Source organism: Marinospirillum insulare DSM 21763, assembly GCF_000686905.1.
GTDB lineage: Bacteria > Pseudomonadota > Gammaproteobacteria > Pseudomonadales > Halomonadaceae > Marinospirillum > Marinospirillum insulare.
This window is the reverse complement of the sequence record NZ_JMLW01000044.1, coordinates 1-11323: the sequence shown is the minus strand read 5'-3', so window position 1 is coordinate 11323 and position 11323 is coordinate 1. Positions and strand designations below refer to the sequence as shown.

Genomic DNA, 11323 nt, shown 5'->3' with positions numbered 1-11323 from the left:
GAGAAAGAGATTTGCATAGTTTAGACTCAGAACTTAAGGTTTTAGGCTAGTTTACCAAATGCTGGCTGACTTAGGGTTTGTTCAGTGTTTCCCTAGATACCCAAGACCTTACAAGAATTAGCTACAGGTTTGGCCGGGGTGTAAGCCACTCACAAATACTCAACACACTTATCCTAGAACTCGTCGGCCGCAACCTGAATAATACAGCAGCCTTTAGCTTGGCGTTAAACCCTAATCCTTAAGCAAGACTAATACAATATGTTAAGCAATCAATCCCTTCTTATAACTGGTGGCACAGGCTCTTTCGGTCATACCTTCGTCCCCATGACACTCGCCAAATACAACCCCAAAAGATTAGTTATTTTTTCACGGGATGAAATGAAGCAATGGGAAATGGCCAAAAAATTTCAGGGAGATCGCAGGGTGCGCTTTTTTATTGGTGATGTGCGCGATAAAGAACGCCTCTACCGTGCCCTCGATGGTATCGATTATGTCGTTCATGCCGCGGCTACCAAAATTGTACCCACCGCTGAATACAACCCTTTTGAATGCGTAAAAACCAACATTAACGGTGCAATGAACCTGATTGACGCTTGCATAGATAAAGGCGTGAAAGGCGTAGTCGCACTTTCTACCGACAAGGCCAGTAGCCCTATTAACCTCTACGGTGCTACCAAACTGGCTTCCGATAAAATGTTTGTTGCCAGCAACTCATATTCTGGCGAGCATGGCTCACGCTTCTCAGTGGTACGTTACGGTAATGTTATGGGCTCACGCGGCTCAGTCATTCCTTTTTTTATGTCCATAAAAGACCAAGGCGTTTTACCCATTACCGACGAACGCATGACCCGCTTTATGATTACCCTAGAAGAAGGGGTTGAACTGGTTTGGCATGCTTTTGACGATATGATTGGCGGTGAAATTTATGTAAAAAAAATCCCTTCCATGAAAATGACTGACCTAGCAAAAGCTATGGCGCCAGAGGCCGATCTAAAAATAATCGGTATGCGTCCAGGCGAAAAGCTGCACGAGCAAATGATTAGCAGCGAAGATGCTCATTACACCTACGAGTACCCCAACTACTATAAAATTCTACCCTCAATAAATAAGTGGGACTCAAGTAAAGAAAGAATTAAAGATGGTAAAAAAGTAGCCGAGGGCTTTACCTACGATAGTGAAACAAACACCGAATGGCTAAGCACAGAAGATTTAAAAAACTGGATAGCAACCCACCGTGAAAAAATTGGAAATATCTAAATGATTCCTTACGGTCGGCAAAATATTACCCAAACAGATATCGATGCTGTAACAACTGCTTTAACATCCTCCAACTTAACCCAAGGACCACAAGTACCTTTATTTGAGCAAGCAGTTTTAAAAGCTTGTGGTGCTGAATTTGCCCTAGCTGTTAATAGTGCCACCTCTGCATTGCATATTGCTTGCTTAGCCTTGGGCTTAGGTAAAGGTGATTGGCTATGGACGACACCTAACACTTTTGTAGCTTCAGCCAACTGTGGTTTATATTGCGGCGCACAAGTTGATTTTGTGGATATTGACCCACTTACCTATAACCTCTGCCCTAAAGAACTCGAAAACAAGCTAATTACAGCAGAACAACAAGACAAATTGCCTAAAATACTAGTCCCTGTTCATTTCAGCGGCCAACCCTGTGATATGCAGGCAATTCATAAACTTAGCCAAAAATACGGCTTTAAAATTATTGAAGATGCAGCCCATGCCATAGGTGGCAAATACCAAAACGAACCGATTGGTAACTGTAAATATAGCGATATAACCGTTTTTAGTTTTCATCCAGTTAAAATCATCACCACAGGCGAAGGTGGCATGGCAGTCACTAATAGCCCCAAACTAGCAGAAAAGTTAAACCTATTAAGAAGCCACGGCATTACCCGTGACGCTCATTTAATGACCGAACCTATGGACGGTCCTTGGTATTATCAACAGGTCGACTTAGGTTACAACTACCGCATGACAGACCTGCAAGCAGCTTTAGGCGTTTCACAAATGCAACGTTTAGAAAGCTACGTTGCTAAACGCCATCAATTAGCAGAGCAATATAATGATCAATTGACTAACCTACCCATCACCTTACCCTGGCAACATCCAGATAGTTACTCAGGCATGCACTTATATGTTATTCGCCTACAGCTAGAAAAAATCAATAAAACACACAGAGAAGTTTTTGAAGCACTGCGTAACGCTGGCATTTTAGTCAACCTCCATTACATCCCCGTACATACCCAACCTTATTACCAAGCAATGGGCTTTAAACAGGGTGATTATCCAGAAGCAGAAAAATACTACCAAGAGGCAATTAGCCTACCTTTATTTCCAATGCTTACTGAAAAAGAGCAAGACACAGTTATAGAAACACTCAGCCAAATTCTACAGAATCAAATGCACACTCAGCTATAAAAAGGCTTACTTAATAGGCAGCAACTCAATGAACAATATCTGCATCATTCCAGCCAGAGGTGGCAGCAAACGTATTCCCAGAAAAAACATTAAAAACTTTTTTGGCAAACCCATGCTTGCCTACCCGATTCAAACAGCAATCAACTCTGGCTTATTCAGCAAAGTACTCGTTTCCACAGACGATGCAGAAATTGCCCAAGTCGCCAAAAAATACGGCGCAGAAGTACCTTTTATTCGGCCCAAAGAACTAGCCGATGATTTTGCAGGAACAGCACCGGTTATAACACATGCCCTAAACTACTTAGCCAAAGCGGGTGAAAACTACACCAACCTAAGCTATATTTACCCTTGTACACCTTTAATAACCGCAGAGAATTTACAAGCTGCCTACTCAGCCTGGCAAGAAAGCCAAGCCGAAGGCTGCATGATAGTGTGTGAATTTCCTAGCGCACCACAAAGAAGTTTACTCATTAACTCTGAAAATAGAATTGAAAGCCTCTACCCAGAAAACCGCGCCGTAAGAACCCAAGACTTACCCACTACTTATTACGATGCAGGTCAGTTCTACTTTGCTAAAGTTGCAGCCTATATAAAAGGGTTAGCCATGCATTCAAACCGCACCTTTCCCTACATCTTGCCTCGCCACCTAGCACAAGACATAGATACCCCAGCAGACTGGCAGCAAGCAGAACTTATCTACAAAGCCATGCATAGTTAACAATCAGAAAGCTAACTGTAAGTAAATAGAATTAACTGAACGGAGAAAATCATGCTTACCTTTAAAAAAGCAATAAAATCAGCAGAAACAACATTGCATGAGCTACAAAAAGGAGCAGAAGATATTCAGCTTGAAGAAGCTATTCTGGATGAAAATAATGGCTATTACGCAATTACCTTTAGTTATTTTTTGAAAAGGGGCAGCTCAAAGCATCAGGCCGGTGAAGGGCTAAAAGAACTAGCCTTTTTAATGAGCAATCGCAAAGTATATAAAACCTTCCTAATAGATGAAGAAGACGGTAGCTTTAAAGGACTAAGAAATTACGAAATGGCTTAATTATGGTTAATCATAAACTAATAATCGATACCAACCTGTTACTTTTACTTATTATTGGATCATTAGATGATGGTGTGCATATTCGCAAATCAAAAAGACTAAACAACTACACGCTTGCTGATTATGATTTGCTAGTTAAAATTCTAAATAAATACAAAATATACATCACACCCTATTTGTCGACAGAAATATCTAATCTTATTGATTTTTATGGCGAACTAAAAGAAAGAGCAATGCTGATAGCTAGAGAGCTTTTTAAACAATTTGAAGAGATTGATACCAATATAATAAAAGATTCAGAAAGCAAAGAGTTTATATGTTTTGGTCTTACAGATGCTTCTCTTGTTAGGTTAGTTAAAGATTTCCAAGTGCTCACCAATGATATGCGTTTGTATTCGGTACTTTGCAATGCTAACGCAACCAATGCCTACCCTTTTTATGAAATTGAATAGCAGAATAATAAGCTAATAAATTTAAATAAACAAAAGAAAGCCACCTTAGGCGCTAACTCTGAGTGCAACACCTAACTTTAATACGTTAAGGTATTGCCATGAAATATACAGAACTTTCCATTGAAGAGCGTGCTGCCATTCAAGTGGGCTTAGCTCAAAAGCTCAAGGTGCCGGTAAGACTACCTTTGCTCGTACATTCCTTGCACACATCAAAGTAGCTTTTGAGTTTACGGGCGATATAGAAAATTACGGTAGCGGTTATATCCGCATTCGTGATGAAATTACTTCCTACCCAGGCATGAAACTCGACTTTGAGGAAATGGGTAATGGATACCTGGTTATCCTCAGCTATCGTGCAGATGAAAGGCAAGAAACAGCGACTACCCAAAAGACTACCCAAAAGACTACCCAAAAGACTACAAAAGAAAAGATACTCGATCTTCTTGAAGCAGATAGCAAGCTAACAAGAAATGACCTAGCAATTGAAATAGGCGTTTCTGACACCGCTATAAAACAACACCTAGCCAACTTGCAAGCAGAACAAAAATTACAACGTGTCGGCGGTAGAAAAGAAAGTTACTGGTTAGTCTTAAACACTAGCGAAGCTGATAAAAGATGAACATCATCTTCCGTAGCGAGCAGAACTAATGTTTGAAGCAATGAAAGCCCAAGAAAACCTATGAAGGGGTTTCAGCAAACTTACATTGACATTTTTGGGAATCCTGCATTAAAGCTAGCTAAGTACATTAGTTTAAAAAGGTGCGCCTTTATGAGTATAGAAATTGTCAATATGCACGAAGCCAAAACCAATCTATCAAAGCTGGTTGAACACATCAGCAGGCAAGGTGGATCGTTTATTATTGCCAAAGCGGGTAATCCACTGTAAAAGCTCACTGCGCTAGATTATGCATAGTTAATGATAGATAATACCTTAATCAAGTATTATCTATAAAGAAAAACACTAATGAATGTTATTGAAATTGCTAATCAACTACCTGTATCACTAATCTCTCATCAGATGTTGTCGAGTATTCTTTCGAAATCAGTCAGCAATGTGAATAATAAAATTGCTAGCCTTATAGCATCAGATGATTTGATTCGCCTTAAAAAAGGGTTTTATAGTTTTGCCCCAGCTTACCGTAGGCAGCCAATTAACTCTTTAGCCATTGCCAACGGCCTATATGTTCCATCTTATGTATCTTTTGAATACGCGCTTAGCTGGTATGGCGTAATACCCGAGCGAGTGGTGCAAGTGACATCCGCAACCAGTAAAAACAACAAGCTATTTGAAACGCCTCTGGGAAGATTTAGCTATAAAAAAGTGCCTTTAAAAGCCTATTCGCTAGGCGTTGATTGGCATTTTAATGAAGTTGAAGGTGGACTATTGATTGCCACACTAGAAAAAGCTCTTTGCGATAAAATTCGGTATGAACGAGGCTTAGGTTCACTCACTCAACAACAAATGCTGGAATACCTAGAATATGATTTACGGGCAGAATTACCCCCTGATACCAACACAAGCTTAATAGAAAGCATCGCCACTGCTTACCGCTCTAAAAATCTAGCTACCTTGGCAACTGTGTTAAGGAAAAAACAGCAATGACTCACCCTGCCATTACCAATATGCTTAACCGTTATGACTTAAGCACCGCTGACTCTAGCTACGATGCTTTACGTGAAATACTACAAGAAATTGTTCTAGTTGCACTCTATGATGCTGGCTTTTTTAAACAAGCAATTCAGCAGCTATGAAAGTCACCTTCCGTGTCGATGCCTCTCTTGAAATAGGCACTGGCCATGTCATGCGTTGCCTTACCTTGGCAAATGCACTTAAAGAACAAGGCGCTGAATGCCATTTTATTTGCCGCAAACACCCAGGCAATTTAATAGAAACAGTTCAACAAGTGGGTTTTCAAGTACACTCGTTAACAGCCCAAAAGAAATCTTTAACTAATAACCAACCTCCTAACCAATCCAATAAAGAAAAACCGCTTTTTCATGCTGCTTGGTTAGGAACCACACAAGCGCAAGATGCCGAAGAGTGTGAAGCTATTTTAAAACAGCTACAGCCAGACTGGTTAATAGTTGACCATTACGCGCTAGACAAAACCTGGCAGCAAGCACTTAAGCCCTATTATAAAAAGCTAATGGTGATAGACGACTTAGGTGATAGAGAACATTTAGCTGATTTACTGCTCGACCAAAACTACGGTTCTACAGCAGAAAAATACCAAAACCTAGTGCCAGAAAATTGCAAGCTACTAACCGGCACCCACTATGCTTTGTTAAGACCAGAATTTGCCCAATGGCGTGAATACAGTATTAAACGGCGCAGTAAAAACACCCAAATAAAGAATATTCTAATCACCCTAGGTGGCGCAGACCCTGATAACTACACAGCAAAAATATTAGCACAGCTAGCCAAAAGCGAACTTAACCCACAAACTGAAATTACCGTCATTATGGGTGCAACAGCCCCTCATTTAGAGGCGATAAATCAACAAGCTGCCGCTCTGCCCATAAGCACACAAGTAAAAGCCAATGTAAGCAACATGGCAGAACTAATGAGCAAGGCAGATTTAGCCATAGGCGCAGCAGGCGCAACCACTTGGGAAAGGTGTTGTTTAGGCTTACCAACTATTCAACTGGTTATAGCAGAAAACCAACGTAAAACAGCGCAAGCACTAGCAAAAGCAAGCATAGTTAAAATACTTCATCACCCTAATAACTTACCTCAACTGCTAGCCCATGCACCCGACTGGCTAATTGAAAACGCCATAAAAGCCAGACAAATAACTGATGGGCTAGGGGTTGAAAGAGTGGCTGAAGAGTTTAAGCCGCCTTATAAACAAGAACAACGATATGCCCGACCCTAATTTACTAATAACGAGCGTGGCCAAAAAAGTTAGTCTAGTAAAAGCCTTTGTTAAAGAAGCAGCTGTAGCAGGTATCAAAGTATATGGTACCGATGCAAGTAAAGATGCTGTAGCCCTGTATTTTTGTAATGCTTTTTTTCTGTTGCCTTACCGAAGTGATACCAAGTTTCTGCCTCAGCTAATTGCAGCTTGCCAGCAGCATCAAATAGGCTATCTGCTACCGACTAGTGATAGTGAGTTACTTTACTTTGCCGAACATAGAAGCACTCTTGCAGAAAATAAAATCCAAGTATTGATGAGTGCCAATAGCACTTTAAAAACCTGCATATCCAAACTAGCTTTCAACAAACATTGCATCCAGCACCAGCTACCACTACCACAAAACTACACCAGCCTTGAAACAGCTAACTACCCCTTAGTTATTAAACAAGAGTTTTCCCAAGCTACTCAAGGTGTACATAAATTAGCAACCCTAGCAGAAGCCCAGCAGTTAGTTAAAAACTTCCCTAACCCTAACTACCTCATTCAAGAATTTGTAGAGGAACAAGAATATTCAATTGATGCCTTTTTCGATGCTCAAGGTAAGCTAATACAAGCCCTAGCTAGAAGTCGCGACCAGATAAGTGAAGGTGAATCTGTTATTAGTACTAGTATAGATTTACCAGAGCTAGTACAGCTAGTAGAAAAACTAGGCCAAACGCTTAACTTTTTTGGACACCTAATAGTGCAAGCTTTTTATCATCAAGGGCAAATAAAGTTAGTAGAAGTTAACCCTAGGTTTGGCGGCGCTTCAGCTCTAGCCCTAGCAGCAGGACTCAATTCACCCAAGTGGTTAGTCGAACACATAACTGGTAAGCCATTACACCCAGTTCAGCCGCTTAGCTATGGCTTAAAGCTTCTGAGATACAGTACCGATTACTTTCTATCCCCTGAAAATAAGTCTAACTAAATATGCTACAAGCTATTATTTTTGACTTAGATGACACCCTTTACTTAGAAAAAGATTATGTTCTAAGTGGCTTCCAAGCAGTAGCTAAACACCTAGCCAAACACTATAAACTAGACCAAAAGACTTGTTACCAGTTTTTAGCTGCGCACTTTGCCAAGCAAGGCCGCGATAAAATTTTTAATCACCTGTATCAAGCATTCTCCCAGCAACTAAGCCATAAATCAGAAGCTAACTGCATTCAAGAGCTAGTTACAGTTTATCGCCAACATCAACCTAAAATAATTCTAGAAACTTGGGTGTATAAAGCGCTAGAAGAATTAAAAAGCAAAGGGATTAAACTCGGGTTATTAACCGATGGCTTACCCTTGATGCAACAAAACAAAGTAACAGCATTAATGTTAGAAAAGCACTTTGACCAAATTGTATACTCTTGGGAAATCAACCAACCCAAACCCAGCACCTTAGGCATCAACTACCTGTTACAAAAACTAGGTAGCAAAGCACAAAATACCTTAATGCTAGGCGACAACCCTATACACGACCTAGAGCCAGCCTTAGCTTTAAGCATGCCTTGTATTCGATTACTAACTGGCAGATTTACCCAGCAAAAAAGCCCAGCAGCAATAACTCAAGCTAGCACCCTAAAAGAAGCCTTTGCCAAAATAAATAAGCTAATAGTAAATTACGAGATCACTCATGCTCAACATCAATAACCGCCAAATTAGCAGCCAGCACTTGCCTTACATTATTGCCGAGCTGTCAGCTAACCATAATGGCAGCCTAGAAACCGCCAAAAAGATTATAGCAGCAGCAAAACAAGCAGGCGCAGATGCCGTTAAGTTACAAACCTACACAGCCGATACCATTACCCTTAATTGCGATAGTGAAGAATTTCAAATTCACGGTGGTTTATGGGATGGACGTACCCTGTATGAACTTTATGAAGAAGCTCATACCCCTTGGAATTGGCATAAGCCCTTGTTTGACTATGCACATGAATTAGATATCACTATTTTTAGCTCCCCTTTTGATAAAACCGCCGTTGATTTGTTAGAAAACCTAAACGCACCTGCTTACAAAATTGCCTCTTGTGAAGCGATAGACCTGCCACTTATCAAATATGTAGCAGCTACAGGTAAGCCAATGATAATTTCCACCGGCATGGCTAACCTAGAAGAAATTGGCGAAGCCGTTGAAGCTGCCAAAGCAGGTGGCTGTAAAGAATTAGCACTACTGCATTGTGTAAGCGGCTACCCGGCTCCAGCCGAAGACTACAACCTAAGAACCATTCCAGACTTAATAAAACACTTTGATTTAGTAACAGGCTTATCAGACCACACCTTAGACAACACCACCGCCATTACCAGCATTGCCCTTGGCGCAGCCATTATTGAAAAGCACTTCACCCTAGATAGACAAGGTGGTGGTCCAGACGATAGTTTTTCACTAGAGCCACAAGATTTAAGCGCCCTATGCAGAGATAGTAAAACCGCTTGGCAAGCCTTGGGTAAAATTGATTACTCTGAAAAACCCAGCGAAAAAGAAACACTAAAATTCCGTCGCTCTATTTATTTTGTAAAAGACCTAAAAGCAGGCGACACCATTACCGAAGACAGCATACGCAGCGTACGACCCGGCTTTGGTTTAGTGCCTAAATATTTTGATACACTAGTTGGAAAGCGATTAAAAGCCGATGTTGACTATGGCACACCTACTAGCTGGGATTTAGTCGAAAGGTGAAATCAGGTAGATTAAAACGACTGACTAACTTTAATATTTTTTATACAGCCGATAGAGAGCCCTCAGTCACTAAAGGAACACCAAAATGTACCACAGCAAAAAAGTCATCCTCTTTGGTGCCAGTAAAGGTGGAGATAGCTTTATTACCCATAACCAACACTTAAAAGTGCTTGCTATAGCAGACAATGACACGCAACGCTGGGGTAGTCAGCTATTAGGAATACCGATTATTAACCCCACTGAGATACCTACTTATATTTTTGATGAAATAATAATTACAAGCCAATGGCAAGACAGCATAATAAGCCAACTAGTAAACCAACTAGGCATAACAAGAGATAAAATTACCACCCCAAGCAAAAGCAATTTAAAACCAAGTGAAGCACCATTCAGCCACCCAGCCACACTAGCGATTGCTCAACAGAGCTTAGGTATAATAAGTGAGTTTTTAAATAAAAACGGAATAACAGCTATTTTAGACTCTGGTAGTGCCCTAGGTGTGGTTAGAGACGGCGACCTAATAGCTTGGGATGACGATATAGACCTAGCAGTAAATGCACCAGACTTTGATAAATTAATTCTCCTAACCAGTAAGCTACTTAAAGAACTGCCTCAACACCCAGCAGGAAAATGGCAAGCAACTGTAGTCACACTCGCAAATGAAGATGTTTGTGTAAATATAGACCTAATAAGCAATAACAAAGATGAGTTGAAAGGTATTGAAATTAGCCTACAAAAAAGAACAGAACATCAAGACAGATCAGAGTTGGTATCATCAGCTGGTATGTTTGATGCGCCTGCTATTCACTTTCAAAACCCACAAGCTGTAGATTTTTATGGCTATAAGGTTTATTTACCCAACCAAGCAGAAGAATTTTTAACCTTTATGTATGGTGATTGGAAAAACCCACGTCCAGAAACAAAAATTCAAGACTATGACAACCGCCATCAACAGCAACAAGCAGACCCTAGATCGTACCAAATAAGCAAACGATCAATAGCTTAAAGCCATGAAAAAAGTAATTACCTATGGCACATTCGATTTGTTTCATGTTGGGCATGTAAACCTATTAAAACGTGCCAAATCACTAGGTGACCAACTCATTGTAGGGCTGTCTACCGACGAGTTTAACCATCAAAAAGGTAAAACTACGCTAGTACCCTACAACCATAGAGCAGAAATACTCAAAGCCTGCCGTTATGTAGATCAGTTAATTCCAGAAAGTAACTGGGAACAAAAACAACAAGATATAATAGACAACCAAATAGATATTTTTGTAATGGGTGATGACTGGCAAGGAAAATTCGACTTCTTAAAAGAATACTGCCAAGTAGTCTATTTAGAAAGAACAGAAGATATATCATCAACTGCAATGAAAGAAGCGATAGAAGTATTTATGCAGTTTAAGAACAAATTTGAGATCTAAAGGTAAAATGGAAAATAAAAACCTACTAACTCCTGAAATAACTGCACTAATGACTACTTATAATAGTGCTCACCATGCCTGGATTCAACTCTCAAGTGCAACTCATTAAACTAGGATTGGATGGCAAGCTGCTGTAGCATCTTATGCTTTTCAATCGACCAAGAATGAGAAGCAAACATGAGACACTACACACAGCTCACCAGAGAGCAACGATACCAAATATCTGCCCTGCTTGATAACAATTTAACCCAAACTGAGATCGCTAAAACGCTTGGTGTTCACAAATCAACCATTAGTCGAGAGCTTAAACGTAATACAGGCAAACGTGGATATCGGCCTAAACAGGCTCACGAATTTACCGAAGAAAGGATCAAACAACGCTCAAAAAA

Annotated in this window: 16 protein-coding genes; all 16 read left to right on the top strand. The window is 40.4% G+C overall.

The genetic code is table 11. The annotated features are described in order from the left end of the window. Window positions 1-258 precede the first annotated feature (258 nt). Entirely contained in the window at window positions 259-1257 is a 999-nt protein-coding gene (gene pseB, locus BP27_RS0112740) for a UDP-N-acetylglucosamine 4,6-dehydratase (inverting) (protein ID WP_027851870.1), read from the top strand. Next, window positions 1258-2436: a UDP-4-amino-4,6-dideoxy-N-acetyl-beta-L-altrosamine transaminase gene (pseC, locus tag BP27_RS0112735; protein ID WP_027851869.1), complete on the top strand. Its 1179-nt coding sequence runs from the start codon at window positions 1258-1260 to the stop codon at window positions 2434-2436. A gap of 28 nt (window positions 2437-2464) precedes the next feature. Next, complete coding sequence (gene pseF / locus BP27_RS0112730; RefSeq protein WP_027851868.1) at window positions 2465-3154, top strand: pseudaminic acid cytidylyltransferase; 690 nt, start codon at window positions 2465-2467, stop codon at window positions 3152-3154. A gap of 51 nt (window positions 3155-3205) precedes the next feature. Next, the gene (locus BP27_RS0112725) at window positions 3206-3490 is read left to right on the top strand and encodes a hypothetical protein (RefSeq protein WP_027851867.1); all 285 of its coding nucleotides are present in this window, start codon (window positions 3206-3208) and stop codon (window positions 3488-3490) included. 2 nt (window positions 3491-3492) lie between these two features. After that, window positions 3493-3942 (top strand): PIN domain-containing protein, encoded by a 450-nt coding sequence (locus tag BP27_RS0112720; protein WP_036240294.1) that lies wholly within the window; start codon window positions 3493-3495, stop codon window positions 3940-3942. A 298-nt stretch (window positions 3943-4240) separates the two neighbouring features. After that, window positions 4241-4561 carry a winged helix-turn-helix transcriptional regulator gene (locus tag BP27_RS0112710; RefSeq protein WP_084324601.1) on the top strand — a complete coding sequence of 107 codons (321 nt, stop codon included), beginning with the start codon at window positions 4241-4243 and terminating at the stop codon, window positions 4559-4561. 150 nt (window positions 4562-4711) lie between these two features. Then, entirely contained in the window at window positions 4712-4828 is a 117-nt protein-coding gene (locus BP27_RS17595) for a type II toxin-antitoxin system Phd/YefM family antitoxin (protein WP_425411890.1), read from the top strand. 78 nt (window positions 4829-4906) lie between these two features. Further along, the gene (locus tag BP27_RS16315) at window positions 4907-5545 is read left to right on the top strand and encodes a type IV toxin-antitoxin system AbiEi family antitoxin domain-containing protein (protein ID WP_051610572.1); all 639 of its coding nucleotides are present in this window, start codon (window positions 4907-4909) and stop codon (window positions 5543-5545) included. Then, the gene (locus BP27_RS17265) at window positions 5542-5694 is read left to right on the top strand and encodes a hypothetical protein (RefSeq protein WP_160169842.1); all 153 of its coding nucleotides are present in this window, start codon (window positions 5542-5544) and stop codon (window positions 5692-5694) included. The genes BP27_RS16315 and BP27_RS17265 overlap by 4 nt, the downstream gene beginning before the upstream one ends. Then, entirely contained in the window at window positions 5691-6818 is a 1128-nt protein-coding gene (gene pseG, locus BP27_RS16310; protein ID WP_051610571.1) for a UDP-2,4-diacetamido-2,4,6-trideoxy-beta-L-altropyranose hydrolase, read from the top strand. Before BP27_RS17265 ends, pseG begins: the two co-directional genes overlap by 4 nt. Beyond that, entirely contained in the window at window positions 6805-7767 is a 963-nt protein-coding gene (locus tag BP27_RS0112685; RefSeq protein ID WP_027851864.1) for an ATP-grasp domain-containing protein, read from the top strand. Before pseG ends, BP27_RS0112685 begins: the two co-directional genes overlap by 14 nt. A gap of 2 nt (window positions 7768-7769) precedes the next feature. After that, entirely contained in the window at window positions 7770-8480 is a 711-nt protein-coding gene (locus BP27_RS16845; RefSeq protein ID WP_051610570.1) for an HAD family hydrolase, read from the top strand. Continuing rightward, complete coding sequence (gene pseI, locus BP27_RS0112675) at window positions 8464-9507, top strand: pseudaminic acid synthase (protein ID WP_036240292.1); 1044 nt, start codon at window positions 8464-8466, stop codon at window positions 9505-9507. Before BP27_RS16845 ends, pseI begins: the two co-directional genes overlap by 17 nt. Before the next feature lie 85 nt (window positions 9508-9592). Further along, a complete protein-coding gene (locus BP27_RS16300) occupies window positions 9593-10513 on the top strand; it encodes a LicD family protein (RefSeq protein WP_051610569.1) in 921 nt (306 codons plus the stop codon). Between the two features lie 4 nt (window positions 10514-10517). Further along, window positions 10518-10934 (top strand): glycerol-3-phosphate cytidylyltransferase, encoded by a 417-nt coding sequence (gene tagD, locus BP27_RS0112665; protein WP_027851862.1) that lies wholly within the window; start codon window positions 10518-10520, stop codon window positions 10932-10934. Between the two features lie 177 nt (window positions 10935-11111). Continuing rightward, on the top strand, window positions 11112-11323 hold a 212-nt coding region (locus tag BP27_RS16295; RefSeq protein ID WP_036240290.1), incomplete at its 3' end, for a helix-turn-helix domain-containing protein.

Bases quoted from the DNA above. Each gene is read 5' to 3' on its own strand.
- pseB (WP_027851870.1), top strand. From the start codon at position 259: ATGTTAAGCAATCAATCCCTTCTTATAACTGGTGGCACAGGCTCTTTC.
- pseC (WP_027851869.1), top strand. From the start codon at position 1,258: ATGATTCCTTACGGTCGGCAAAATATTACCCAAACAGATATCGATGCT.
- pseF (WP_027851868.1), top strand. From the start codon at position 2,465: ATGAACAATATCTGCATCATTCCAGCCAGAGGTGGCAGCAAACGTATT.
- BP27_RS0112725 (WP_027851867.1), top strand. From the start codon at position 3,206: ATGCTTACCTTTAAAAAAGCAATAAAATCAGCAGAAACAACATTGCAT.
- BP27_RS0112720 (WP_036240294.1), top strand. From the start codon at position 3,493: ATGGTTAATCATAAACTAATAATCGATACCAACCTGTTACTTTTACTT.
- BP27_RS0112710 (WP_084324601.1), top strand. From the start codon at position 4,241: ATGAAACTCGACTTTGAGGAAATGGGTAATGGATACCTGGTTATCCTC.
- BP27_RS17595 (WP_425411890.1), top strand. From the start codon at position 4,712: ATGAGTATAGAAATTGTCAATATGCACGAAGCCAAAACCAATCTATCA.
- BP27_RS16315 (WP_051610572.1), top strand. From the start codon at position 4,907: ATGAATGTTATTGAAATTGCTAATCAACTACCTGTATCACTAATCTCT.
- BP27_RS17265 (WP_160169842.1), top strand. From the start codon at position 5,542: ATGACTCACCCTGCCATTACCAATATGCTTAACCGTTATGACTTAAGC.
- pseG (WP_051610571.1), top strand. From the start codon at position 5,691: ATGAAAGTCACCTTCCGTGTCGATGCCTCTCTTGAAATAGGCACTGGC.
- BP27_RS0112685 (WP_027851864.1), top strand. From the start codon at position 6,805: ATGCCCGACCCTAATTTACTAATAACGAGCGTGGCCAAAAAAGTTAGT.
- BP27_RS16845 (WP_051610570.1), top strand. From the start codon at position 7,770: ATGCTACAAGCTATTATTTTTGACTTAGATGACACCCTTTACTTAGAA.
- pseI (WP_036240292.1), top strand. From the start codon at position 8,464: ATGCTCAACATCAATAACCGCCAAATTAGCAGCCAGCACTTGCCTTAC.
- BP27_RS16300 (WP_051610569.1), top strand. From the start codon at position 9,593: ATGTACCACAGCAAAAAAGTCATCCTCTTTGGTGCCAGTAAAGGTGGA.
- tagD (WP_027851862.1), top strand. From the start codon at position 10,518: ATGAAAAAAGTAATTACCTATGGCACATTCGATTTGTTTCATGTTGGG.